Source organism: Plectonema cf. radiosum LEGE 06105 (assembly GCF_015207665.1).
Taxonomy (GTDB): domain Bacteria; phylum Cyanobacteriota; class Cyanobacteriia; order Cyanobacteriales; family Nostocaceae; genus Rivularia; species Rivularia radiosa_A.
On record NZ_JADEWL010000003.1, the window covers coordinates 66,903 to 91,991 of the forward strand.

A 25,089-nucleotide genomic window follows, 5' to 3' on the forward strand; every position below is an offset into this window, starting at 1 on the left:
CTCATTTTGATATTACCTGTAAAAATAATAGATGTGCTTTGATTTTTGATAAACACTATTTTTTTAATACATTGCCGTGAAAAATCTTCTGAAAAATAAAGTTGATACAATTCTAGAACGTGCTTTGACGGGTTACGATTTATCTCCTGAACAAGGAATTATATTATTAAAGCAAACCGAACCAAGTGTTATTGCTGCGATTCATACCGCAGCCGACAAACTACGATTTTCTCAAGTCGGAGATACTGTTACCTATATAATCAACCGAAATATTAATTTTACTAACATCTGTGAACAACATTGCAATTTTTGTGCTTTCCGCAGAGATGATGGTGATACAGGTGCTTACTCGTTGGATTGGACGCAAATTGTTGAAAAAACTACAGATGCAGTCAAACGCGGTGCGACGGAAATCTGTATGCAAGGTGGATTAAACCCCGAAGCCAAAATAGATGGTAAATCTTTGAATTACTATCTCAAGTTAGTAGAAACTATCAAACAAGAATTTCCTCAACTACATCTTCATGCTTTTTCTCCCCAAGAAGTGCAATTTATCGCCAGACTTGATGGATTAAGTTATGCACAAGTAATAACAGCCTTACAAGCAGCGGGAGTAGGTTCTATGCCTGGAACAGCAGCCGAGGTATTAGATGATCAAGTCAGACGTATTCTTTGTCCAGAAAAAATTAACTCCGCAACTTGGTTAGAAATTGTCAGTACCGCTCATCAATTAGGTTTACCCACAACCAGCACCATGTTATCGGGACATATCGAAACCCCAGAACAGCAAATTACACATCTAGAAAAATTGCGATCGCAACAACAAACTGCCATTAACAAAGCTTATCCTGCTCGGATAACGGAGTTTATTTTATTACCATTTGTCGGTCAAGAAGCGCCAAAACCCTTGCGTCGTCGTGTCGGACGCGACCAACCAGAGTTAGATTCGTCACTCTTACTCACCGCTGTAGCTCGAATTTACTTAGGAAATTGGATACCGAACCATCAACCAAGTTGGGTGAAATTGGGAATCGAAGGAGCAACCAAAGCTTTAAATTGTGGCTGTAACGACATTGGTGGTACTTTGATGGAGGAACATATTACCACAATGGCAGGTGCTATTGGAGGTACCTGTATGGAAGTAGAAACTCTACAAGCGACCATAACTTCTTTAGGAAGACCATATCAACAACGGAATACACTGTATGAAAAAGTCTAACAATTGGTAATTGGTAATGGGTAATGGGTAATGGGTAATGGGTAATGGGTAATGGGTAATGGGTAATGGGTAATGGGTAATGGGTAATGGGTAATGGGTAATTGTCAACTGTCAACTGTCAACTGCCATACTTAACGGTTCTTCAAAAACGATCCCCACGATACAAATACAGGATACGATGGACGTTGATTTAAGTATTTGTTCACAAACCAAGAAAAATGAAGCGCTATTGGTCACGTTTACTTGCCCTAGTTTTGGTTGCAGTCATCAGTTTGACTGGATGTTCTGGTAGTCCAGACAATCTAACCGGGGATTATCAGCAAGATTCCTTAGCTATAGTTAATGTGTTGAGAAATGCCTTAGCTTTACCTGATGATGCAGCCGATAAAGCAGCAGTTCAAGGAGAAGCACGTAAAAAGATTAATGAGTTCGCAGCTCGCTATCAGCGGAATACATCTGTATCTGGGTTAAGTTCTTTTACCACTATGCGAACTGCTCTCAATTCCTTAGCTGGACATTACAGTTCCTATCCCAACCGTCCCGTACCTGAAAAGCTGAAAAATCGTTTGGAACAAGAGTTCAAGCAAGTAGAAGCAGCATTAAGACGTGGTGCTTAAATAGTTGCTGTATCGATTTATATTTTGACGGTTAGTAGGTCAAATAAACAACTACTAACCGTATAATCGTAATCAATTATTAACTAATTTTTGATTATTTTCGATTTGCACAGCACTAAAATAGCTAACTGTCAATTAATATATATAAATTTACATATAATCAACAATTAGCTATTAATAATAAACAACATTTCAAGTTTTAAGCACCTAGGGCTTGAGCGCCACCCACAACCTCTAAAATTTCCTGAGTAATTGCAGCTTGTCGCGCTTTATTGTAAGACAATGACAGGCTTTTAATCAATTCTGCTGCGTTGTCGCTAGCGCTACTCATTGCTGTCATGCGTGCTGCAAGTTCGCTGGCTGCGGATTCTTGCAATGCTCGCAACAGTTGATTGCTCAAATATAGTGGTAGCAATGAATCCAGGATTTGTACCGGGTCTTGTTCAAAAATCATGTCGCGAGGAAAAGCTCGCATTTCGGTAGTGACTTTCTCTCTCTCGACTTCAAATTCACCACCACGGCTTGTCAGACGGAAAAATTCGTCGTCTGCTGCTAAACCTTTGGGGTCTAAGGGAAGTAAAGTTTGTACTACAGGTCGAGAACTAACTAAGGAGACGAATTTAGTATAGACCAATTCAATTCTATCTACCTCTTCCGATAAAAATAAGGAAAGTAGTTCATCCGCAATATTAGAAGCTTCCGCTGCCGTGGGAATTTGTTCTAAGCCGGTATATGTAGCGTCAATGGGTTGTTCGCGACGTTGAAAATACTGGGTAGCTTTGCGTCCAACCAGAACAAATTTGTAATCCAAACCTTCAGCCTGTAATTCTTTGGCGCGAATTTCTCCACGTCTAATTACGTTGGTATTGTAGCCACCGCATAAACCGCGATCGCCAGAAATTACTAGCAACCCGACTGTTTTCACTTCACGGTTTTTCATCAGCGGTAAATCTACATCTTCAAAGGTAAGACGGCTTTGCAAACCAAATAATACCTGTGCCAAACGATCAGCAAATGGACGGGTTGAAGTTACCTGTTCTTGTGCGCGACGTACCCTTGCTGCTGCCACAAGGCGCATGGCTTCTGTAATTTTCTTGGTATTTTTAACTGATGATATGCGATCGCGTATTGTTTTTAGATTAGCCATAGTTTTTTAAAGTTAGTACCACCGGAGTTAGGAGTTAGGAGCTAGGAGTTAGGAGTTAGTACCACCGGAGTTAGGAGTAAAATACTCTTTATTCCTTAGTTTTAATTGTTGATTTTTTAATTCTTAACTTTTCACTCTTAACTCATCACTCCTAACTCTTAACTTTGTTAAATTGTTGCCATGAAGGTTTTCTTGAAGTCGATAATCCCTTCTTTAAGCGCTTTTTCTTCGTCTTCACCAAGGGCTTTCTTGTCTTGAACTCCTTGCTTGAATTCAGTTTTATTATTCTTCAAGTATTCTTGGAATCCTTCTACAAAATCTGTAACTTTATTAACTGGAATATCGCTTAAATATCCGTTAATACCCGCATACAGAATTGCAACTTGCTCGTATACCGCACGTGGCTGGTTTTGGGGCTGCTTCAATAATTCCCGTAAGCGTACACCCTGCGCCAATTGGTCTTGGGTCGCTTTGTCTAAGTCCGATGCAAACTGCGAGAAGGCTTGTAATTCGTCGAATTGTGCTAATTCTAATTTCAACTTACCGGCAACTTTTTTCATTGCCTTGGTTTGAGCGGCGGAACCCACGCGGGATACGGAAATACCAGGGTTAATTGCCGGACGAATACCAGCGTTAAATAAGTCGGAAGATAAGAATATCTGACCGTCGGTAATCGAAATTACGTTGGTAGGAATATAAGCCGATACGTCACCAGCTTGGGTTTCAATGATTGGTAACGCTGTCATACTACCCGCACCGAGGTCGTCACTGAGTTTAGCAGCGCGTTCCAACAAGCGGGAGTGGAGGTAAAATACGTCTCCAGGATATGCTTCACGACCGGGTGGACGACGTAGCAATAAGGACATTTGACGATAAGCTTGGGCTTGCTTGGTTAAATCGTCGTAAATAATTAAAGTTGCTTTACCCTTGTACATAAAGTACTCGGCGAGTGCAGCACCCGAATAAGGAGCCAACCACTGCAATGGTGCGGGTTCGGAAGCGCTAGCCGCTACCACGATGGTATAATCCATCGCGCCTGCATCTTGCAGAGTTTGTACTACGTTGGCAACCGTAGAAGCTTTTTGACCAATAGCTACGTAAACGCAAACTACGTCTTCTGACTTCTGGTTAATAATAGTGTCGATGGCGATCGCAGTTTTACCAGTTTGTCTGTCACCAATAATTAATTCCCGCTGTCCGCGTCCTACAGGAATCATTGCGTCGATAGCGGTAATTCCGGTTTGCATTGGTTCATGTACGGAACGACGAGCGATGATACCGGGAGCCATCGATTCAATCAAACGACCTTCTGTAGTCTTGATTTCACCTTTACCATCGATTGCTTGACCCAAAGCATCAACAACCCGACCAATCATCGCTTCCCCAACGGGAACCTGAGCAATTTTACCAGTAGCTGTAACGGTACTACCTTCTTGAATTTGGCGACCATCACCCATTAATACCGCACCAACATTGTCTTCTTCCAAGTTAAGCGCAACACCCGTGGTACCATCTTCAAATTCCAACAACTCACCAGCCATAGCTTTTTCCAAGCCATAGATACGAGCGATACCATCACCTACTTGCAATACAGTACCAACATTAGCAACTTTAACCTCTTGGTCATATTGCTCGATTTGCTGTTGGATAATGCTACTAATTTCGTCCGGTCTGATGCTAATTGCCATTTTTTTATCTTCTTTCTTACAATACGGAAAAGAGAATTAGTTAAGTTATGAGTTATGAGTTATGAGTTATGAGTTATGAGTTATGAGCTATGAGTTTTTTTATCTTTAAGACTTTTAACTCTGAATTAAATTCTTAACTCCTCACTCCTAACTTCTAACTTTATTTAACCTTGAATTAAATTCTTAACTCCTCACTCCTCACTCCTAACTTTATTTAGCTGTTCAAGCTTAAAGTTAAGCGGCGTAACTGACCCCGTAAACTAGAGTCAACTACCTGAGAACCGACTTTAATAATTACGCCACCAATAATGTCGCTATCAATCTTACTGTCTAACTCAACTTCACGAGCATTTGGCTCAATTGATTTGACTTTTTCTTTAATTGTCTGCTTTTGTTCGTCGGTGAGGGGAACAGCAGAAATCACGGACGCTAATACTATTTGATTTAATTGCCGCAATAGGGCTAAATATTCCTGAGCTATAGCCTCAAGTAATATTATTCGCCGTCTATCTACCAACAACATCAAAAAGTTACGGAAGATGGGATTAGTGTCACCGCTCAGAATCTTGCTAATAACACCCTTTTTATCTTCAGCAGTAATAAACGGATTGGCAAAAAAGGTTCGCAGGGCTTCACTTTCTTGTAGTAAGTTCAATAAAGAACGTACATCAGAGTCAAACTTATCTGCAACGTTGTTTGACTGCGCTACCGACATCAATGCCTCAGCATAAGGACGGGATATTTCAGCGTTTGCTATGTTACTTTTCATCAGAAAAATGGGTAGAAACCCCGTGCTTTTAGCACGGCTTTTTAAGTACTGGTTTTTAAATGGAGATAATCCCAAGAACCAGCAAACTTGTTTAAGTCCCTTCGCCCAACACAACCAAGATGTCCTGTCTAACAGCATCTAACCAATTAGATTTACAGATAGTCCGAACTAGGGAAGTATTCAGAAGTGTTTACCGGCGTTGTGTCTCAGTGGGCTATTCACTGCTTACGTTGTCCGAATTGGTTCGGTCAATCCCCGCACTTTTAGAGCGGGGTTAGTGAAGGTTAACTCCCCAGTTGCGCGATACTGCGGTCAACTAATGTATGCTGAGCATCGTCGGCAATTCCACCACGGAGCTGCGACTCTACTTTTTCTAAAGCTTGAGCGACTACGCGCTGTCGCAGTTGGTTAATGGCTTTGTCTCTTTCTGTATTCAAGTCTGCTGCTGCTGTTTGCTTCATTCTTTCCACATCAACAGCCGCTTGTGCGAGTATGGCTTCTTTTGCTTTCACAGCATTTTCTTGTGCTGCTTTTTTGATTCTTTCGGCTTCTGCTTGAGCTTGAGCCAACTTTTGTTGTTGTTCTGCTAAAGCACTAGCTGCGTCTTGGGTGCGTTTTTCTGCACTTTTTATCGCAGCTTCTATCTTTTCGCGGCGTTCTTTTAGAGTACCACCCAGAACTTTCCGTCCAAAAACGAACAATACTGCAATAATAATTGCCAGGTTAATCAGGTTAGTATCTAAGACGTTGGTATTAAAACCAAAACCCTCATGACCTGCTTCTTCTATTAACTCACTTCCGACGGCGCTGGCTTGTGCCACTAATATTGAAAAAGTCCCCATTTTATTTGATCCACTATTGCGCTGCCTTCAGCTGAAAAAATTACAATGCTCTACCATTCAAGCATCTATAAATCTAAATCTCTCAATAACCAAATAATTAGCAGTAATTTACAAGTTTCATAATTCGTAATTAATCAATTTTTATTTTGAGCAGTTTTATTTACAGAAAAATATTGCTATTTTATATCTTTCTATTTCCACTGACCCTTCATTTGTATATTGGTTAATAATTACGAATTAGAAAGTAGTAATTACCTTCATCTGAGCCAAACAAATTTACAAACCATTGCCTCATTGAGTTACAGTTTGTTAACGCTGTGCTGCTAAATCCGCTCCTAAAAGCTTCTCTAATATTTGACGAGAGAGACCATCAACTTCTTTTTCTAAAGAAGCAAAAGCTTGTTGTTTTTGCTGCTCAATTTCTTGAGCGGCTTCTTCTCTTTGCCCTTGGGCTTCTTTTTGAGCTACTGCTACTTTTTCGGAAGCTATTTTCTCAGCTTCTGCTTGAGCATCAGCAATAACTTTTTGTGCTTGTCTTCTCGCACTTGCTAATTCGTCTTCATACTGCTGCGCTAATTTTTCCGCTTTCGTCAGTCGTTCTTTTGCTTCCAATTGATTGTTACGGATATACTCGTTCCGTTCATCAATTGCTTTACCTAACGGCTTATAAAAAATCGCGTTCAGAATTAAAGCTAAAAGTAGAAACTGAATTGCCATCAAAGGTAAAGTCGCGTCTATGTCAAAAAGACCCCCCTCCTTGGCAACTTCTTCTACAGCTAATAAGGTCATCCAATGCATATTACTTGCTCCAACTTTTACCAGTTATGAGTTATGAGTTATGAGTTATGAATTACAAGTTATGAGTCAACTTTTAATTTTTAACTCCTAACTCCTAACTCCTAACTCTTCACTCTTAACTCCTAACTCCTAACTCCTAACTCCTAACTTCCTTTTCAGTACTCAGTATTTAAACTATGAGAAGGGGTTAGCAAACAATAGCACCAAGGATACAACTAAGCCATAGATGGTTAGCGCTTCCATGAATGCCAAGCTCAAAAGTAAGGTACCGCGAATTTTGCCTTCTGCTTCTGGTTGACGAGCAATACCTTCTACAGCTTGTCCAGCAGCGTTACCTTGACCGATTCCAGGTCCGATAGCAGCCAAACCAACAGCGAGAGCAGCAGCTAATACGGAAGCAGCAGAAACTAATGGATCCATGATAAATTTCCTTGGTTTACTAGAGGAGAATTGGTTTTCAATTGAAATGTGTTGGTTGTTAGCTGTTATTTGTTAGTTGTTAGTTGTTAGTTGTTAACTAACCACTTGCCAACTTCATCTAATACTAAAAACTAACGGAATTATGGGGCTTTTTAATGTCCCCCATGTTCTTCACCGTGGTGGTCTTCTAACGCTTCACCGATGTAAGCAGCCGCCAAGGTTGCAAAAATTAGTGCCTGAATCGCGCTGGTAAATAAACCCAAAGCCATTACAGGTAGTGGCACAAATAGAGGTACTAGCAAAACTAATACTCCTACTACCAGCTCATCAGCCAAAATATTACCGAACAAACGGAAGCTCAGGGAAAGAGGCTTTGTAAAGTCTTCAATTATCTTGAAAGGCAACATGAACGATACCGGCTGAACGTAGTTGCCAAAGTATCCTAAACCCTTCTTGCTGAACCCAGCGTAAAAATACGCTAATGATGTCAACAATGCTAAAGCAATAGTTGTGTTGATGTCACTAGTAGGAGCAGTTAATTCCCCTTCAGGTAACTCTATTAACTTGAAAGGAACAAGCGCCCCTGACCAATTTGACACAAAAATGAACAAAAACAAAGTACCTACGAATGGCACCCAAGGGCGATATTCTTTTTCGCCAATCTGGTTTTTAGCCAAATCCCGAATGAATTCTAGGGCATACTCCATTAAGTTCTGTATACCGCTCGGAATCCGCTTAATATTACTACTCGCTAAGATGGAAACTAGTACCAGCACGGCAATTACGAACCAGGAGGTAAGAAACACCTGTCCGTGTAATTTTAAGTTTCCAATCTGCCAGTACAGATGTTTTCCTACTTCCAATTCTGCAAGAGTCACAGAATTAAAAGCGTTCAGAAAATCTACCATTTACTTGACCATTACTACGTTTCGACCATATTAACTGGAGAGATCGCTTTTTAAGTTACCCAGTTTTATGCTAGTCAGGATTGAATGCCACACGAATTACGTAGATTATCAGCGTTGCTTTATAGGTTAAAAAGCCCAAAAATATAGGCAAGATTTGCAATTGATTCCACTTTCCTGCTAGCAAAATCAATAGCACTATTAAAGCCAACCGAGTCTTACTCAGCTGTTGCTTTTCTCTACCTAAGCGCTCAACATCTTTTGCCAACATCCTCAGATAAAGTAAGCCAGCACATCCTCCAATTAAATAATTTAGAGCAATGTTTAAGGAATAAAATATCCAGACGGACACAAAAACAATTCCCGTTAAAGCAAGAGTTATAATTAACAACTCTTGATAAAGGTTGTAGAAATCTTGCATGGGATTCCCTGGCTCTGCGTCCTCAAAACCAGGTTGAGCATTTTCTATTGTCGAAGGCGCGGATTCAATCGTTTTGTCTGACAAGCTCACGGGACTTGAAACCAGTACAGAAGTTTGATGTTGACTGCAAATCCAGTCAGTTGAATCATATCATGGTTGGGTAACATTACTTTAGAAAAAAACAATTAACTTCTTGTTACCAAAAAACATCATTCAACTAAGCTGTTGCCTTAATTTTTCGACACATTTACAAACATAAACAACATTCACCGCAAAATACAGTAATTTAAGTTACTTGAAAACACGGATGACAAACAGAGATAGGTGTGTTTATCAGAGGCTATCTATATTCGACATTCTTGGAGAGAAGAAGATAGCTCGCAGAAAAACTCTTATCCAGGATTTTACCCGTGACTTGATCGGTTTGTCATGAGTGATATTAGCATTTAGTAAAGGTCGAACTGTTATCAGTTAACAGTTAACAGTTATCAGTTATCAGTTATCAGTTAACAGTTATCAGTTATCAGTTAACAGTTATCAGTTATCAGTTAACAGTTATCAGTTATCAGTTAATTGAATGATAGGTAATGATCACGTTTCCGGTAAATTTAACCTCTAGCCTTTACTTAGCATTATTAGTTGCTGTTTCTGAAGTTCTTTGATTTTTTCTAAATCCAGTTGGACTTTGTGCAAAATTTCTTTTACTGTTGAGTTTCCATCGCAGTTTTGCATAAAGGCTATCTCGTTTTCTGATAATCTAATTAGTTGATAGTCGTAATTAAATATACTTGATGCCGGAAATCCGTCTATACAAGGGTTCAACTCTGGAATTGCGGCAATAAGCTGATTTTCATCTGACCAGTCAGCTTTACTTAGGGGTGGACGACTCAGAAAAAACTCGTAGTGACTAATATCTGGGTCTAATAATTCTATCAATCGGTAACGTTCTCGTTCTCCTAAATTTCCTGCTCGTTCGATTAATTCTGGGGCTTTTGCTAAAACTCTTTCTAAATTCCAGTAACCGGGGTTGGAAAAACCAACGAAATCCAAATCAGAAGCGTCAATCAACTCAAACAAAGTTTCGATGTTGTAATCAATCTCTTGGGGATGAACATACATATCAGCAAAGTTTTCATCGCGCTGATTTTCCAAAGCCCAACGCTCTTTCTCCCGCTTGACTATACGATTATCTTCTGGTAAAGAATCAAATATTTTTCTGCCGACACTGACACCATCACGATAATCACCGCGTTTGTCTCCTTGGAGTAGTGCGATCGCTTGCTGCATCAAACTGATTTCCCAGCGTCCTAATTCAGCATATACAAAGATGTGCATCAAACCGCCGGGGGCTAGTTTTTTCGCTAAAGCTTGAATGCCACGAATCGGCTCTGATGTATGATGCAAAACGCCGACGCAGTTAATTAAATCAAATTCGCCGGGTAATTGTTCTACGTCAAACAAACTGAGGTGATGGAATTCAACCCGATTTGCACCTGAACGTTGACAGCGTTCTTTAGCAACATTTAGCGCACCTCCGCTCAAATCAATTCCAACTACCGTTGCTTGGGGATTGAGATGAACTAAATATTCGGTTCCTACCCCTGTACCGCAACCAGCATCGAGAATACGGATATCTTGTTTCTGCGGTTTTTGTCCTGTACAAAAATTGTACGCAGCCAACCAATTCCAGCGCCAGTTATAACCCGGTGGTGGTTCGTCGAGTAAAGGTTCTGGGGGAAAAGGGTAAGTATTGTAAAGATTGGCTACAGCGTTGCTTACCTGTTGGGTGTCGGACATGGGATTTTAGATTTTAGATTTTAGATTTTGGATTAAAGTTGTTTTTATATTTTCTGTAGAACTGTAGAGACGGGGCGTATTGCTACGTCTTCTTATATTTCAATTTGTACCGAAAACTTGCTGAAACTTGCTGAAGAAGTATATCAATGTTTCCTACCACATTTTTAAGTCTTTGGGAAATATTGATTCTAATGATTTTCTATTAAGAGGCAATCATTAGGTAAGATTAATCTAGCTTTCGCATCTATCTAAAGATATAATTTTATTATTGTGAAATAGTTTGACTACAGGAACCTCAATAAAATTGATCAAGTCTTATTTGTTATTAACCTGTTTCTCAATTTTGATTTTTATACATTAAGCAATTAATTGATAATTTATGTTGAACTTGAAATCTTCATCTCGCTTTTTGTTAGGAATAATTGGATTAAGTCTACCAATTTCTATCGCTCTAACTTTATCCCCTATACAGCCAGTTTATGCTTGTTCTCCAGCACCAGGAAGTAAACCAGCAACTATTGCTCAAAGAGTAAATACAACTCCAATTATGTTTCAAGGAATTGTCAAAAGAGTTAAAGAAGATACGTTGACAATTAAAGTGAAACGATATTTAAAAGGTAATGGTCCAGAAATTGTAAATCTGAAAGGATTTAATCTGACTTCTTGTGATAATTTTATTCAAAAACCGGGTGGAAATTTTATATTTTTTGCAGAAAATCAAGGTACTCAACCTTGGAATGCAGTTTATGATGGTGCTTTTGGTTCAGTACGTGCTTGGAATCAAGAAACTCAGAAAGAATTGAGAGAATTGGGATTAATTGGGAAGAAGCAAGAAAATTCCAAATGCGCTTTTGATAATCGAAAAACTGTTGAAACAGTAAAAAATCAAGTTGGTACAATCAAGCGTCTTCATGAGACACTTTATATCATTGTGACTGAAGATAATCGTAGTAGATTTGCTCCTTGTAATTTACCTGAAAAGTTTAAACAAGATGGATTAAAGATTCGTTTTAATGGGGAAGTTAAAGAAATTTATCAAAACGAGCGTTGGGCAGCTACACTTTTTAAGTTAACTGATTATAAGGTTGTGAATACAGTGAGAAAATAAGAAGTATTCAAATTCATTGGATTAGACAATTAAATATTTACTGAAACAAAATTATTTGTTACTCGTTGAATGTAATATTCTTTTATTGTAATAGTAGGGAGCAAGGTAATAGTAAGGAGCAAGGTAATAATAGGGAGCAAGGTAATAATAGGGAGCAAGATGCTCCCACTACATATTATTGATTTTTTATCTTTTTAACAGCAATACCAAAAAATATATACCATCTTGTTCTCTTTGGAATTTTTGAACTTGCACAAATCCAGCTTTTTGACATATTCTTAATGCTTGGTGATTAAACTCAGCCACTGTCACTCGAAACAAAGTTGTTGAAAAGTTACTTTGAGCGAAATCAAATACAGCATTAATGATACGCAAAGTAATTCCTCTTCTAGTTAAATTTGGACACATCCCAAACCCAATATCTAACGCTTCAATATCGTAATTACCACCTTTTACCCGTGCATCTGCACCGAAGCAACAATAAGCGACAAGTTCATGATAATTATTGAAAATACTGTAGTAAGCATTTTTAGGATTGACAAATTCTTGTACAGTTTCTTCAATTTGATAGAGATTGTGATTGTAAAAGTTTAATGATTCATGATAACGCCAATTTACAATTATTCTGGCGTTTTCTTCGTTCATTGGTGAGAATAAATAAGACATTATTCCATTCGCTGCCGAAATACCTTGATTTGTTAATGCTCAGTTACTTGTATGGTATGTTTATTACTATTCCCTATTCCCTATTTTCATTAATTTTTAAAACAATTTCCTCATGTTTAGAACGAGTAATTGGATAAAAATAAGCTAAAACTAAACCAATAATTAACATTAAAGTTGGTATTGGACCAATTATTAAACGAATTGCCAATAATGCTGAATCTGGCTGTATGGGAGGTGTTTGAGATGCAACGGTGGGTATTAATCCCGACCAATCTAATATTTTACCTACCAAAAATAACGCTCCTGCAACACCAAATTTTTGCAATTGTACTACAAATCCATAAAAAATTCCTTCTCGACGTTGCCCGGTATTTAACTCATCTAAATCCACTACATCCGGTAACATTGACCAAGGTACAAGATAAGCAACAGAAATACCAATTCCTGCCATAACTGCCAAGATATACATTAACAAAACTTGCCCTGGTTGAAGAAAGAAAAATCCAGCTTGAGCAATAATTGTTGCAGGTATACCCATACAATAAATAGCTTTTTTACCAAATTTCTGCCCCATTGCACTCCAGAAAAACATCATAATTAATGCCGTTCCTTGTACTGCTAAAGCCATTTGTGTAAAGTGAGATTTGGGTAATTTCATCCAGTCTACGACATAATAAGGTAAGATTGCTGCCGTTACTTGTACCCCTAGCCAAGAACAAAGATAAATCCCAATCACATAGAGAAAAGGTTTGTTGTTTAAAGCTATTTTGAATTGTTTAAAAATTGGTTCTGATGGCTTACGTTTAATTTTTTGGCGTTGATTATCAATTATTTTATAGCGTTTATAAGTACCCCAAACACAAAACAAAATCGCCAAAATTGATAGCAAAGCACTGATAGCACCTAAATATAAATAGCTCCGAGGTGCTTCTACAATATCTAAAATAATTTGAGCTAATATTAACGCAAAAATACTTCCGCCAATCGCAAAAGAAGATTTAAAGCTAATTAAATTAGTACGTTCGTTGTAACCTTGAGTTAGTTCGGCTGCTAATGTCGAAAAAGGAACTAAAACTGAACTAACAGCAGCATAATAAATAATAGAAATAATACTATAGTAAGCAAACAGTTGCCATTGGTTTCGAGTCGATGGAACAATCCAAAATAATATAAAAGATATCCCCAAAGGAATCGCACCACCAAGCATCCAAGGGTAACGTCTACCCAGAGGAGAGCGAGTTTTATCGCTCAACCAGCCAATCAAAGGGTCATTAAAGGCATCCCAGGCTTTACCAATCAATAAAAGGCTACCAGCTAAACTAGGATTTAATCCAGCAACATTGGTAAAAAAAAACAGCGCAAAAAAAACCAAAATATTGTTAGGAATTGCTCCAGATAACTCTCCAACACCATAAGCTAATTTTGTTTTGAAATTGAGTTTTTCTGTGTTAGGAGTAAAATCAACAGATTGGGAAGAATCATTCATGGTGGAAAAATTACAGCTAAATATGCTTTTTGCTCGCATATTATCTTAGATTTTGTTTGCTGTAAAGTAATTAGATAATGGCATTATATTTTTATCGCAATAATTCAAAAAATAGTTTCACTAATCCCCTCAATTTATTCATACACAAAAACCTCTACACTCATCCATAGAGTATAGAAGTTTTAATTAAATATTCATGGCTATTTAATCTTGTAAAAGATTAATTATGGCATTGGAAGCGTAAGAACAATAACTTGGTTTAGTTAGAATTATAAAATAGTGATGCAACCCTTTTGATTCTGGTAAATTCCTAAGAAGAGACTTTCTTTTTAGCGAGTAATCCACCTATCCCAAAAATTGCGATCGCGGCTATGCTTCCAGGTTCGGGAACTTTAACTTTTTCGGTGGGAGGTTCTTGTGCTAGAGCATAAGTATTTCTTCCTGGTTGTATGTCAGGTTCCTGTACAATTGGAGTCGGAGCAGGTTCTTCTACAATTGGAGTCGGAGCAGGTGCTTGTGGACTAGGTTGGATTTGAGAAACTTCGGAATATTTATAAGTGTCGTTAGCAGCACCCTTGGGTAAATTGCTTTGTTGATTTAAAACGAACAACTCACCTTCTCCAGGACCCATATCTGATTTATTATCTCCAGATTTTACAGTGTAAGCTACTACTTCAGAACCCTGATAATATTTGTTTAAAAAATTTGTAGTATCGTAAGACTTTGTACCTGAAACACTATCAATTTTTACTTTACTAATTGTTCCAGAATTATCTTTAAGATAAAGTACTATATTGGAAATATCTTGTGTTTTACCTTCTCTATTTACTGATGGAGAGTTAATTGTTAATGCAGATGCTGAACTAATAGTACCAAGAATTGATGAGAATCCAATTACTGTACCAACTGCGGTGGGAGCTAAAATCTTTTGCAATAAATTATTTATCATTTTAAATCTCGTTTGTCTGTGATTTTTTTCTGCTTCAACTATCAAAACTTATCAAAACCATTATTGGAAAGTAAATCCGAAAAATAACTGAGTTGAATTGTGAAAAAGCAATATTAACTTTAAGACAATTGATAAATAAAATATGAAGTGTCAGTACAGCAAATAATAATTCTCTTTACCTAGCTTTGTTTCACTCAATATTGACTGCGGTATTAGTTTTTACTATATAAAATCAAAATTAAGTTAACAGGGGTAAAAATATTGTTTTATACTAAAAATCAGCAAAATAACTTTACTAAATGGACATATAGCAATCCGAATTGAGATGTGAGAAAATACGTAGATTAAAAGTGAGGAATAGAGGTTACATTTCAATCATTCCTGGCGACTATAAGTCGCACGGCAGTCGCTCATGGGGGAGACCCCCCTTCTGCGCGCTGCCTTGGCTACACAGGCAAAACCCGGATGGTGCGTGGGTTGTTTTATAGAGTCCACGCAGGTGGACTTAGTTTATGTAGTAGCGGTTTTAACCGCCAGGTTATACATAAATTTCTCACAATTCATTTAGGATTGCTATATTATCAAAGCGAATTAATTTAGATTGCTCTCGAATCTTTGATTACTGTTTGTCTTACAGATAAATCAAACCCATCTTTCGGTTCGATAATAAGCGCACGCACAAGATGCCGTTACTATAACCCGCATTTTTCACAAACAAGAAGGAAGTTGGAGTGAATAGTGAGTAGTGAGTAGTGAGAAAATCAATTTGTCATTCAATGACATTCTCATGTCACATTTGAGCATCAAAATCAAAATATAAAAAAAAATATAAAAAATTATCCTCACTTTGCTAATAAATAGTTCAGGGAAACTAATTTATTGCTAAATATGTTTAATTTAACCTTTAACCTTTGACCTTTAACCTTTAACCTTCAACCTTTAACCTTCAACCTCTAACCTTTAACCTTTAACCTTTAACCTTTAACCTTTGACCTAAAATGTTTTCCCCCTCATATTTATCCAAGCGATTTTTATCCGGTATTGCGTTCACCTGCTTTGCAGGTGCATCGATCGCGCTTATCGCTGTTGGTTGTTCCTCAGCGCAAAATCCCTTAAATGGCTCGTCAGCAATCGGTTCGGAGTCAACTTATGAAGTCCCATCTTCCCAAGATGTTCCACAGGCTAGGAACTTTCAAAAGACAACAGTATTAGAAGGATTAGAAAATCCTTGGAGCATGACATGGTTGCCGGATGGAGCAATGTTAATTACCGAACGTCCCGGTAGATTGCGAATTGTTCGTAATGGAGTACTCGATCCGACACCCATAACCGGAGTTCCGGAAGTATTTGCCGTCAGTCAAGGTGGGTTGATGGAAGTTTCGCTTCATCCCAACTTTGCAGAAAATCGTTTTGTGTATCTAAGTTATTCCCACGGTACCGAACAAGCGAACCGCACGCGAGTAGCAAGAGCCAGATTTGATGGTAAAGCATTAACCGACTTACAAGTAATTTTTGAGGCATCGCCAAGTAAACCCGGTGGACAGCATTTCGGTTCCCGCATCGTTTGGCTACCCGATAATACGATGTTGTTCGCAATTGGTGATGGTGGTAATCCACCACTGAAAATTAATGGGGAACTTCCTCGCGAACAAGCTCAAAAGCTCGATAGTCAACTAGGTAAAATTGTCCGTTTAAATGATGATGGTTCAATACCCAAAGACAATCCCTTTGTGACATCAAAAAATGCCAATCCAGCTATCTGGAGTTACGGACATCGGAATATACAAGGACTAACCATCGATCCGGAGAGTAAAAGAATATGGTCAACCGAACATGGTTCCCGTGGTGGTGATGAACTCAACCTGATACAAGCAGGGGAAAATTACGGCTGGCCCGTTGTTACTTACAGCCGCGAATATAGTGGAGGGGAAATTTCTCAAGAACGTTCTCGTCCCGGAATGGTAGACCCCAAGGTAGTTTGGACACCAGCAATCGCGCCTTCAGGACTAGCATTTTATAACGGTGATTTATTTGCGGGGGGGTTAGTTTCCCAAGATGTACGTCATATCGAATTAGATGGACAAGGTAAGATTATTAGTGAAAAATCCATTGATATTGGTCAGCGGGTGCGTGATGTTAAGGTAGCTCCCGATGGTAAATTATACGTGATTACAGATCAGAGCAATGGGCAGTTGATTCGATTGGAACCAACATTGTAGAGACGCAAGGGTTCGCGTCTGTGGATATATCGCGTCTCTACATTATGTGTTTTCGACACACTTCTTAATAAACACCCCGATAAAACTCAAAACATTCTAATCTAAAAGCTAGTGGGTTAAAATTTTTGGCAGTCTTGAAGGCAACACGGTTAAAGTAAAAAAACACGCCGCTCCTTGAAGCCTAAAGGCGACCCAATATACGCACACACGGCTTATATTTAGATGGGAGTTTTAATAATCAGATGAGTGTTAAGGCAAGTGGTGGAAGCTCGGTTGCACGTCCGCAACTATATCAAACTCTAGCTTTATCAACTATTACTCAAGCGGAACAGCAAGACCGCTTTTTGGGTACTGGTGAATTAAAGGAATTAGAAAGTTATTTTGCTTCGGGTCAGAAGCGTTTGGATATTGCTCAGACTTTGACTGACAATTCCGAAATTATTGTTTCTCGCGCTGCGAACCGGATTTTTGTTGGTGGTTCACCGATGTCTTTCTTGGAAAAACCAAGAGAACCGCAACCGGAAATGGCCATGGCTGTTGCTGGTGAAGGTATCGATATGCGAAGACAAATGGAATTAGGAACCGTCACCTACGTGGAGTCTCGTGGCGGATTCTTGGAGAATTTACGTTCCATTTTTAATTCTTCTCCCAGCGGCCCGACACCTCCAGGATTTAGACCGATTAACGTTGCTCGCTACGGTCCGGGCAATATGTCTAAAAGTTTGCGGGATTTGTCGTGGTTTTTACGTTATGCCACTTATGCAATTGTCGCAGGCGACCCGAACATTATTTCCGTAAACGTGCGGGGATTGCGAGAAATTATTGAAAGAGCTTGTTCTGGTGACGCAACAATTGTCGCTTTACAAGAAATCAAAATTGCTTCGCTTTCCTATTTCCGCAAAGACGCTGAAGCGACCGATATTGTGTCTCAGTACATGGATGTTTTGATCAACGAATTCAAAGCACCCACACCTTCTACTAAGAAGCGTCAGCGACCGAGCGGCGACCAGCAGGGTTTACAATTACCGCAAATTTACTTTAATGCGGCAGAAAGACGACCCAAGTTTGTGATGAAGACTGGTTTGTCGGGAATGGAAAAAGATATGGTCGTGAAAGCGGCTTATCGACAAATCTTTGAGCGCGATATTACCCGTGCTTATTCTCAGTCGATATCTTACCTGGAATCTCAGGTCAAAAATGGCGATATCTCGATGAAAGAATTTACTCGTCGTTTGGGTAAGTCTCCCCTTTATCGCAAACAATTTTATGAACCATTTATTAATAGCCGTGCGCTAGAACTCGCTTTCCGCCACTTTTTAGGACGGGGACCAAGTAGCCGCGAAGAAGTACAGAAATACTTTGATATCATCTCCAGAGGTGGTCTACCTGCTTTAATTGATGCTTTAGTAGATTCCAACGAATACGCTGATTACTTTGGAGAAGAAACTGTACCTTACCTCAGAGGTTTGGGACAAGAAGCTCAAGAATGTCGCAACTGGGGACCGCAACAAGATTTGTTGAGATACAGCGCTCCTTTCCGCAAGGTACCGCAGTTTATCACAACTTTTGCTGCCTATACCCAACCTTTACCAGACCAGCATCCTTATGGTTCCGGTAATGACCCCTTAGAAATTCAATTCGGCGCAATTTTCGCCAAAGAAACCAGAAATCCCAGCAGCCGTCCCGCACCCTTTAATAAAGATACTAAGCGCATCCTGATTCACCAAGGGCCCGGAATAAATAACCAAAATAGCAATCCCAAAGCTCGCGGTGCTTTCCCCGGTTCTTTAGGTCCAAAAGTCTTCCGTTTAGACCAAGTTCCCAGTACTTTAAGTAAAGGAACTGGTAAAGGTGCTTCAGTTAAATATTCCGAAAGTTCCACTCAAGCGGTGATTAAAGCTGCTTATCTACAGGTGTTCGGTCGCGATGTTTACGAAGGTCAGCGGTTGAAAGTTGCGGAAATTAAATTAGAAAACGGTGAAATAACCATCCGCGACTTCATCCGAATGCTCGCGAAGTCGGATTTATTCCGCAAAATGTATTGGACATCGCTCTACGTTTGTAAAGCTGTAGAATACATCCACCGTCGTTTGTTGGGTCGTCCTACCTACGGTCGTCAGGAAAATAATAAGTACTTCGATATCTGTGCCAAAAAAGGCTTCTATGCATTAGTAGACGCTTTTATTGATAGCCAAGAATATGTTGAAGCCTTCGGTGAAGATACTGTTCCTTACGAACGTTATTTGACACCCCAAGGTGTAGCTTTACGACAACTGCGTACTGGTAGCATCCGCGAAGATGTTGGTACCCAGGTTGAGAAACAAGAAACACCAATGTTTGTCGAACTTGGTAGCGTTACTCAAACACGTACCGAACCAGATATTCAGTCTCGGATTAACCAAGGTGTTAGCAAGCAGCGCGAACAACGTAAAATCTTTAAATTGGTTGCCAACACCAAAAATAAAGTCGCTGTCCAAAGTGTGATTAAAGCTGCTTACCGTCAGGTTTTCGAGCGCGATATTGAACCTTACATTACTAGTGCTAGCGAATTCAAGAACTTAGAAAGCAGATTGGGTAATGGTGAAATCAACGTTAAAGAATTTATTGAAGGTTTGGGATGTTCTAGTCTATACCTCAAAGAGTTCTATACCCCTTACCCCAACACCAAGGTAATTGAACTAGGAACCAAGCACTTCCTGGGACGCGCACCTCTAGACCAGCAGGAAATTCGTAAGTATAATCAAATACTTGCTACTCAAGGATTGCGTGCTTTCATTAATGCAATGGTGAGCAGCAACGATTATACAAAAGCATTTGGTGAAGATACCGTACCTTACAACCTCTATCAAACCTTACCAGCAGCTAACTTCCCCAACAGCCAAACGCTGTACAACCGACTTACCAAGCAAACCAAGGACATTGTTGTCCCCAGTTTCGAGCCGGTTAAATCGAAAATGCAAGCTGCTCAAATGCCGATGATGGGCAAAGCAATTGCAGATATGGCAGCCAAAGCTCGTGAAATCGACAAGAGCAGACCATTGTTTATTCAGTTGGGTCGTTCCTTTAACGATGGTCGGGGACAATCGGTAGAAGTCGGAGTCGGAACAACCCGTCGCAGACCAGCACGGATTCACCGTATGACCTACCAAGCTAATCAAGCTGAGAAGCAACAGGTAATTGATGCAATTTACGTTCAGGTAATGGATGTATTTAGCGGTCAAATTCCTTCATATTTCCGTCGTAGCGATTTGGATAGTAAATTGCGAAACGGTGAAATCTCCGTGCGTGAGTTTATCCGCACCTTAGCAAGTTCGGAAATCTACCGCAAGCGCTTCTATACGCCTTATCCCAACACCAAAGTGATTGAGTTCCTATTCCGTCACATCTTGGGACGCGCACCAGCGACACAAGCCGAAATTCGTCAGTACAACAAACTGCTGGCTGATAATGGTTTAAAAGCTGCCGTAGAGACAATGGTAGGTAGTGAGGAGTATTCTCGATTCTTCGGTGAGGACGTAGTACCTTATCCACGTTTCCCATCTTTACCTGCCGGTAACTACATCGGTAGCGTTAAAGCCGCAGCGGATTTGGTTAAGCAGTCATGGTCTAGCTTATCTCCTTCCGTACTCACCGGACGTTATAACGAACGGTAAAAGAATGGGTAATGGGTAATGGGTAATGGGTAATGGGTAATGGGTAAAAATTTTACTTTCCAATTACCAATCCACAATCCTCAAACCTTACTCACCTTTTTGTGGGAGGTATATCAATCCCCAATCCCCAATTACCAATTACCAATTACCAATCCCCAATTACCAATTACCAATTACCAAAAACCGGCGAACATGAAAATTAATGTTACAAAATGTTAAAAAGAGTCATAAATACTCAACAAAATGCCGGAGAATAATTTTTGAAGGTAATTGAGTTTCCTTTTTGCGTACTGGTGTTTACTCAAACAGGCTCGAAATCTATAAGAGGTTCCGCAGTCACCAAACTCAGCTAACCGTTTTTCAGTCACACCACTTTCAAGCCAACTCAGGTTTCATTCGTATTGGAGGAATCCTTATAATGAGTATCGTCACGAAGTCCATCGTGAATGCTGATGCAGAGGCTCGCTACCTCAGCCCCGGCGAATTAGACAGAATTAAGAGCTTTGCTACAGGTGGCGAACGCCGTTTGCGTGTTGCTCAAATGCTCACCGAAAACCGCGAGCGCATCGTTAAGCAAGCTGGAGACCAGCTGTTCCAAAAGCGTCCCGATGTTGTATCTCCTGGCGGTAATGCTTACGGTCAAGAAATGACCGCTACCTGCTTGCGCGATATGGATTATTATCTCCGCTTAGTTACCTACGGTATCGTTGCTGGTGATGTTACACCCATTGAAGAAATTGGGATTGTAGGCGTTCGCGAAATGTACAAGTCTTTGGGAACCCCTATCGACGCAGTTGCTGAAGGCGTTCGCGCTATGAAGAACGTTGCTACTGGCATGATGTCTGCTGAAGACTCTGGTGAAGCTGGTGCTTACTTCGACTACTTGGTAGGTGCAATGCAGTAGGGTGAATTGATTCCCCTATTTACATAGATTTTGGCGAAATGTTGAAAGCCTCTCTATTTATAGGGGGGGATAATAACAGACAGGAGCCTGATCTATTTGCCGTATCACATCTCCCAGGTGTTGTAAAACAGTTGGAAATTAGGAAATAATAATCATGCAAGACGCAATTACTTCTGTTATCAATTCTTCGGACGTTCAAGGTAAGTACCTCGATACCGGCGCAATGGAGAAGCTCAAAGGCTATTTCCAAACTGGTGAATTGAGAGTACGTGCTGCTACTTCCATCGCGGCTAATGCTGCTGCGATTGTAAAAGAAGCTGTAGCTAAATCCTTGTTGTACTCTGATATCACCCGTCCTGGTGGTAATATGTACACCACTCGCCGTTACGCTGCTTGTATCCGCGATTTGGATTACTACTTACGTTACTCTACCTACGCTATGTTGGCTGGCGATCCTTCCATCTTGGATGAGCGCGTACTCAATGGTTTGAAAGAAACCTATAACTCCTTGGGTGTACCCGTTGGAGCTACCGTACAAGCTATCCAGTCGATGAAAGAAGTTACCGCTAGCTTGGTTGGGCCCGATGCTGGTAAGGAAATGGGCGTATACTTCGACTACATTTGCTCTGGCTTAAGCTAGTAGCATTTTTATGATAGAGGTCTGGGAATCAGTTATGAGTGCTAGAAAGTCTGATTGCTCATCTTTTCAGCATTTGAACTGATATGTGTTAGCTGTCTAGTATTGATGATTGATTTCCAGCCTTGCAATAATTCGATAAAGATTTGCTCTTTTTGAAATAAATAAAAAAGAATTCAGAATTCTGGTGTAGAAGTTTTAGACTGACACCGTTATGTAGTTTTCTGATATTCAGCTTGTTAAAAAATTTTCAATTGTTACTATTAGGAGATTTAATCCCATGCGGATGTTTAAAGTTACTGCTTGCGTTCCCAGCCAAAGTAGAATTCGTACTCAGCGCGAACTACAAAATACCTACTTTACTAAACTAGTTCCTTACGAAAACTGGTTCCGCGAACAGCAACGCATTCAAAAAATGGGTGGCACAATTGTTAAAGTAGAATTAGCTACCGGAAAGCAAGGTATGAATACTGGTTTAGCGTAGATATTAAATTAAAATAATTCAAAAATAAACCATATATCATTTTAGGGAGTTGTGAAGAGGTCAAAGAAGACCTCTTTTTTTGTATGTTATTTGAGAGTAGAAGCTTGCTCCCGTGCTGTAAATACTCCACCACGTTAATTTTGATGGGTAATGTATTCCTAGTGGTCCACCACATTAATTTTGAGGAGTTAAAATACCTCTTCGTAGGTTGGGTTAAGCGTTGGCGAAGCCTGTCCGACAGGACATAGCGCAACCCAACGCGGGTGCCGAGGCTCCACTACGTTTTGCTTCGCAACGCTTGCGCGAACAGCCCAACCTACAATATTACATTGATTACCCCTCATAACTTATGTGCTGGAGTACTAGTAGTTCACCACATTAATTTTGAGGAGTTAAAATACCTCTTCGTAGGTTGGGTTAAGCGTTGGCGAAGCCTGTCCGACAGGACATAGCGCAACCCAACGCGGGTGCCGAGGCTCCACTACATTCAGCCCAACCTACAATATTACATTGATTACCCCTCATAACTTATGTGGTGGAGTACTAGTGCGGTCTTCGTAGCGTGTCCATAAGGACAAGCGTCCCGCTCGCTCGTGCTGGCTAGCGAGCTTTCCGGCTCGCACTACCAGAACCGCGCACAGTGCCCCTGATTTCTAATTATGGGGGTGTAGTGCGCTACGGGAATTCATTCCCCGTGATGCTCTAAAAAGTAATTATTGATTTTTAGGAGATGGTGGTAAAGTAGAGTTAGGAGGTATTCATAGATGTTTAATCTGACTTACGAATTCAAATTAAAGCCAACTAAAAATCAAATAAATTTATTTGAAGAGTGGTTAGAAACTCACAGACGAGTTTATAACTATGCTTTATCTGAACGTAAAGACTGGTATAAATCCCGGACTTGTCAAATTAACGCTTGTAGCCTCCACAGTTGTTACATCATAAGAGCCGATGAGCCGCGTCCAACGTTCGCTTCTCAATGCAAGTCTTTAACTGCTGCGAGGAAAAGTAATGAGTATTTAAACAAAGTTAATGCTCAATCCTTACAGCAAACATTGAGAAGAATTGAAAAAGCTTTTGTGAGTATGTGGGAAAGGAATCATGGGTTCCCGCGTTTTAAAAAAGTTGGACGGATGCGGTCTTTCTCTTTTCCGCAATTAGGTAAAAATCCGCTGCAAAATGGATTTATTAAATTGCCTGTAATTGGACAAGTAAAACTTAGGCAATCCAGAGAGATTCCAGGTGGGGGAATTTTAAAACAAGCACGTATAGTAAAGCGTGTTTCTGGATGGTATGTAATGTTAACTGTTCAGTGGGATTGTAGCTACGCACAACCAATACCACACGGCGAGGGAATAGGGATTGACGTAGGGCTAATTTCAATGGTTGCAACTTCCAATGGACTTTTAATTAAGCGTCCAAGGTTTTTTGTTGAGGCGGAAGGCAAGCTTAAATTGCTGCAACAACGTGTCAGTAGAAAGCACAAAGGATCGAACAATTGGTTAAAAGCTCACAAGAAAGTTGCCAAATTACATGAATACGTTGCTAATTGTCGTAAAGACTGGCATAGGAAGTTATCACATCAGTTGTGCAATAACAATGGAATGATATTTGTAGAAGATTTGAACCTTGTGGGGCTATCTAGAGGAATGCTAGGTAAGCATTGCTTGGATGCGGGATTTGGTCAATTCTTTAATATCCTCGAACAAACTTGTTTTAAGCGCGGTGTTTTTTTTCAAAAAGTTGATGCCCGAAAAACCTCTCAAATATGTCCTAATTGTCAGCACGAGACAGGCAAGAAAGTATTAGCTGAGCGTATTCATAAATGTGATAATTGCGGCTATCAAACCGATAGAGATGTTGCAGCCGCACAAGTAGTTCTAATTAGAGGACTTGCAGCCGTAGGACATACGGTCAAGATGCTTAATGAGGGTAAAGTCGTTGGACTCCCTGTGAGCTAAGAATCCCCTTCCATTTATGGATGGGGAGTGTCAACTTCCCTCAAGTTGTGAATAACAGTTTTGTTAAAATACTGATAGTGCGGGAGATAAAAGCCATGAGTCAAAGCATTGAAGACCGAGTACGTTGGACAACAGCCGATATTGAATTACTGCCCGATAACGGCAATCGCTACGAAATTATTGATGGGGAGTACAAGAATATTGGATTTTAGATTGGCGATCGCAGCAAGTTGAAGTTTATAGGCGTGACAAAGCTCAACTCAAGCTGGTTGCAACTTTATTCAGTTTTGACGAGCTAACTTCGCCATTGCTTCCAAATTTTACCTGTGCTGTTGCGAGGTTGTTCCGTTAGCTTTAAAGGAGAGACATAGAAACAAATTTTGCTGTTTATATGCAGTT

Annotated in this window: 22 protein-coding genes and 2 pseudogenes; 12 read left to right on the plus strand and 12 right to left on the minus strand. The window is 39.9% G+C overall.

Annotation, left to right across the window (positions count from 1 at the left end; translation table 11 throughout):
* The first annotated feature begins 76 nt into the window (after positions 1-76).
* Both cofH and psb27 read left to right on the plus strand, forming a co-directional pair.
* Positions 77-1,219 carry a 7,8-didemethyl-8-hydroxy-5-deazariboflavin synthase subunit CofH gene (cofH, locus tag IQ247_RS01485; protein WP_322745371.1) on the plus strand — a complete coding sequence of 381 codons (1,143 nt, stop codon included), beginning with the start codon at positions 77-79 and terminating at the stop codon, positions 1,217-1,219.
* A 218-nt stretch (positions 1,220-1,437) separates the two neighbouring features.
* Entirely contained in the window at positions 1,438-1,836 is a 399-nt protein-coding gene (gene psb27 / locus IQ247_RS01490) for a photosystem II protein Psb27 (RefSeq protein ID WP_193916270.1), read from the plus strand.
* A gap of 199 nt (positions 1,837-2,035) precedes the next feature.
* On the opposite strand, the gene IQ247_RS01495 is transcribed toward psb27, so the two are convergent.
* The 9 genes from IQ247_RS01495 to IQ247_RS01535 all read right to left on the minus strand — a co-directional run bounded on the left by IQ247_RS01495 (position 2,036) and on the right by IQ247_RS01535 (position 10,623).
* Positions 2,036-2,983 (minus strand): F0F1 ATP synthase subunit gamma, encoded by a 948-nt coding sequence (locus IQ247_RS01495; RefSeq protein WP_193916273.1) that lies wholly within the window; start codon positions 2,981-2,983, stop codon positions 2,036-2,038.
* A 167-nt stretch (positions 2,984-3,150) separates the two neighbouring features.
* A complete protein-coding gene (atpA, locus tag IQ247_RS01500; RefSeq protein ID WP_193916276.1) occupies positions 3,151-4,671 on the minus strand; it encodes a F0F1 ATP synthase subunit alpha in 1,521 nt (506 codons plus the stop codon).
* Between the two features lie 214 nt (positions 4,672-4,885).
* Positions 4,886-5,440: an ATP synthase F1 subunit delta gene (gene atpH / locus IQ247_RS01505; RefSeq protein WP_193916279.1), complete on the minus strand. Its 555-nt coding sequence runs from the start codon at positions 5,438-5,440 to the stop codon at positions 4,886-4,888.
* A gap of 284 nt (positions 5,441-5,724) precedes the next feature.
* On the minus strand, positions 5,725-6,282 hold the full coding sequence (locus tag IQ247_RS01510) for a F0F1 ATP synthase subunit B (RefSeq protein ID WP_193916282.1): 558 nt from the start codon (positions 6,280-6,282) through the stop codon (positions 5,725-5,727).
* A 309-nt stretch (positions 6,283-6,591) separates the two neighbouring features.
* Entirely contained in the window at positions 6,592-7,080 is a 489-nt protein-coding gene (locus IQ247_RS01515) for a F0F1 ATP synthase subunit B' (protein ID WP_193916285.1), read from the minus strand.
* Between the two features lie 174 nt (positions 7,081-7,254).
* Complete coding sequence (gene atpE / locus IQ247_RS01520; RefSeq protein ID WP_015119685.1) at positions 7,255-7,500, minus strand: ATP synthase F0 subunit C; 246 nt, start codon at positions 7,498-7,500, stop codon at positions 7,255-7,257.
* Positions 7,501-7,652: 152 nt separating this feature from the next.
* The gene (gene atpB, locus IQ247_RS01525) at positions 7,653-8,408 is read right to left on the minus strand and encodes a F0F1 ATP synthase subunit A (RefSeq protein WP_193916288.1); all 756 of its coding nucleotides are present in this window, start codon (positions 8,406-8,408) and stop codon (positions 7,653-7,655) included.
* Between the two features lie 70 nt (positions 8,409-8,478).
* On the minus strand, positions 8,479-8,916 hold the full coding sequence (locus IQ247_RS01530) for an ATP synthase subunit I (RefSeq protein WP_193916291.1): 438 nt from the start codon (positions 8,914-8,916) through the stop codon (positions 8,479-8,481).
* Between the two features lie 525 nt (positions 8,917-9,441).
* Entirely contained in the window at positions 9,442-10,623 is a 1,182-nt protein-coding gene (locus IQ247_RS01535) for a class I SAM-dependent methyltransferase (RefSeq protein WP_193916294.1), read from the minus strand.
* A 379-nt stretch (positions 10,624-11,002) separates the two neighbouring features.
* On the opposite strand from IQ247_RS01535, the gene IQ247_RS01540 reads away from it, so the two are divergent.
* On the plus strand, positions 11,003-11,731 hold the full coding sequence (locus IQ247_RS01540; protein ID WP_193916297.1) for a hypothetical protein: 729 nt from the start codon (positions 11,003-11,005) through the stop codon (positions 11,729-11,731).
* A gap of 186 nt (positions 11,732-11,917) precedes the next feature.
* Here IQ247_RS01540 and IQ247_RS01545 read toward each other — a convergent pair whose 3' ends face one another.
* The 3 genes from IQ247_RS01545 to IQ247_RS01555 form a co-directional block, all read right to left on the minus strand.
* A complete protein-coding gene (locus tag IQ247_RS01545) occupies positions 11,918-12,397 on the minus strand; it encodes a GNAT family N-acetyltransferase (RefSeq protein WP_193916300.1) in 480 nt (159 codons plus the stop codon).
* Between the two features lie 73 nt (positions 12,398-12,470).
* Positions 12,471-13,922 (minus strand): MFS transporter, encoded by a 1,452-nt coding sequence (locus IQ247_RS01550; RefSeq protein WP_375341211.1) that lies wholly within the window; start codon positions 13,920-13,922, stop codon positions 12,471-12,473.
* 271 nt (positions 13,923-14,193) lie between these two features.
* Positions 14,194-14,832, minus strand: a complete 639-nt coding sequence (locus tag IQ247_RS01555) for a PEP-CTERM sorting domain-containing protein (protein ID WP_193916303.1) — start codon at positions 14,830-14,832, stop codon at positions 14,194-14,196.
* Positions 14,833-15,830: 998 nt separating this feature from the next.
* Here IQ247_RS01555 and IQ247_RS01560 point away from each other — a divergent pair.
* From IQ247_RS01560 to IQ247_RS32270, 9 genes and pseudogenes are all read left to right on the plus strand, one after another.
* A complete protein-coding gene (locus IQ247_RS01560) occupies positions 15,831-17,051 on the plus strand; it encodes a PQQ-dependent sugar dehydrogenase (RefSeq protein ID WP_193916306.1) in 1,221 nt (406 codons plus the stop codon).
* A 242-nt stretch (positions 17,052-17,293) separates the two neighbouring features.
* Positions 17,294-19,996 (plus strand): annotated as a pseudogene (locus tag IQ247_RS01565) (phycobilisome rod-core linker polypeptide); the annotation flags it as partial.
* A 219-nt stretch (positions 19,997-20,215) separates the two neighbouring features.
* Positions 20,216-20,704, plus strand: a pseudogene (locus IQ247_RS33500) (phycobilisome rod-core linker polypeptide); the annotation flags it as partial.
* Positions 20,705-20,743: 39 nt separating this feature from the next.
* Complete coding sequence (locus IQ247_RS01570; protein ID WP_193916432.1) at positions 20,744-20,923, plus strand: hypothetical protein; 180 nt, start codon at positions 20,744-20,746, stop codon at positions 20,921-20,923.
* Positions 20,924-21,122: 199 nt separating this feature from the next.
* A complete protein-coding gene (apcA, locus tag IQ247_RS01575) occupies positions 21,123-21,608 on the plus strand; it encodes an allophycocyanin subunit alpha (protein WP_193916312.1) in 486 nt (161 codons plus the stop codon).
* Between the two features lie 154 nt (positions 21,609-21,762).
* A complete protein-coding gene (gene apcB / locus IQ247_RS01580; RefSeq protein ID WP_193916315.1) occupies positions 21,763-22,248 on the plus strand; it encodes an allophycocyanin subunit beta in 486 nt (161 codons plus the stop codon).
* Positions 22,249-22,525: 277 nt separating this feature from the next.
* The gene (locus IQ247_RS01585; protein ID WP_193916318.1) at positions 22,526-22,729 is read left to right on the plus strand and encodes a phycobilisome linker polypeptide; all 204 of its coding nucleotides are present in this window, start codon (positions 22,526-22,528) and stop codon (positions 22,727-22,729) included.
* Positions 22,730-23,493: 764 nt separating this feature from the next.
* On the plus strand, positions 23,494-24,690 hold the full coding sequence (locus IQ247_RS01590; RefSeq protein ID WP_193916321.1) for an RNA-guided endonuclease InsQ/TnpB family protein: 1,197 nt from the start codon (positions 23,494-23,496) through the stop codon (positions 24,688-24,690).
* A gap of 205 nt (positions 24,691-24,895) precedes the next feature.
* The gene (locus tag IQ247_RS32270) at positions 24,896-25,042 is read left to right on the plus strand and encodes a hypothetical protein (protein ID WP_322745383.1); all 147 of its coding nucleotides are present in this window, start codon (positions 24,896-24,898) and stop codon (positions 25,040-25,042) included.
* Positions 25,043-25,089: the final 47 nt, after the last annotated feature.

Excerpts from the sequence above, each read along its gene's own strand:
- IQ247_RS01495 (WP_193916273.1), bottom strand. The coding sequence starts at position 2,983 with ATGGCTAATCTAAAAACAATACGCGATCGCATATCATCAGTTAAAAAT.
- IQ247_RS01515 (WP_193916285.1), bottom strand. The coding sequence starts at position 7,080 with ATGCATTGGATGACCTTATTAGCTGTAGAAGAAGTTGCCAAGGAGGGG.
- atpE (WP_015119685.1), bottom strand. The coding sequence starts at position 7,500 with ATGGATCCATTAGTTTCTGCTGCTTCCGTATTAGCTGCTGCTCTCGCT.
- IQ247_RS01540 (WP_193916297.1), top strand. The coding sequence starts at position 11,003 with ATGTTGAACTTGAAATCTTCATCTCGCTTTTTGTTAGGAATAATTGGA.
- IQ247_RS01570 (WP_193916432.1), top strand. The coding sequence starts at position 20,744 with ATGGGTAAAAATTTTACTTTCCAATTACCAATCCACAATCCTCAAACC.
- atpH (WP_193916279.1), bottom strand. The coding sequence starts at position 5,440 with ATGAAAAGTAACATAGCAAACGCTGAAATATCCCGTCCTTATGCTGAG.
- psb27 (WP_193916270.1), top strand. The coding sequence starts at position 1,438 with ATGAAGCGCTATTGGTCACGTTTACTTGCCCTAGTTTTGGTTGCAGTC.
- apcB (WP_193916315.1), top strand. The coding sequence starts at position 21,763 with ATGCAAGACGCAATTACTTCTGTTATCAATTCTTCGGACGTTCAAGGT.
- IQ247_RS01535 (WP_193916294.1), bottom strand. The coding sequence starts at position 10,623 with ATGTCCGACACCCAACAGGTAAGCAACGCTGTAGCCAATCTTTACAAT.
- atpA (WP_193916276.1), bottom strand. The coding sequence starts at position 4,671 with ATGGCAATTAGCATCAGACCGGACGAAATTAGTAGCATTATCCAACAG.
- IQ247_RS01560 (WP_193916306.1), top strand. The coding sequence starts at position 15,831 with ATGTTTTCCCCCTCATATTTATCCAAGCGATTTTTATCCGGTATTGCG.
- IQ247_RS01545 (WP_193916300.1), bottom strand. The coding sequence starts at position 12,397 with ATGTCTTATTTATTCTCACCAATGAACGAAGAAAACGCCAGAATAATT.
- IQ247_RS01510 (WP_193916282.1), bottom strand. The coding sequence starts at position 6,282 with ATGGGGACTTTTTCAATATTAGTGGCACAAGCCAGCGCCGTCGGAAGT.
- apcA (WP_193916312.1), top strand. The coding sequence starts at position 21,123 with ATGAGTATCGTCACGAAGTCCATCGTGAATGCTGATGCAGAGGCTCGC.
- IQ247_RS01590 (WP_193916321.1), top strand. The coding sequence starts at position 23,494 with ATGTTTAATCTGACTTACGAATTCAAATTAAAGCCAACTAAAAATCAA.
- IQ247_RS01550 (WP_375341211.1), bottom strand. The coding sequence starts at position 13,922 with ATGCGAGCAAAAAGCATATTTAGCTGTAATTTTTCCACCATGAATGAT.
- atpB (WP_193916288.1), bottom strand. The coding sequence starts at position 8,408 with ATGGTAGATTTTCTGAACGCTTTTAATTCTGTGACTCTTGCAGAATTG.
- IQ247_RS01555 (WP_193916303.1), bottom strand. The coding sequence starts at position 14,832 with ATGATAAATAATTTATTGCAAAAGATTTTAGCTCCCACCGCAGTTGGT.
- IQ247_RS01585 (WP_193916318.1), top strand. The coding sequence starts at position 22,526 with ATGCGGATGTTTAAAGTTACTGCTTGCGTTCCCAGCCAAAGTAGAATT.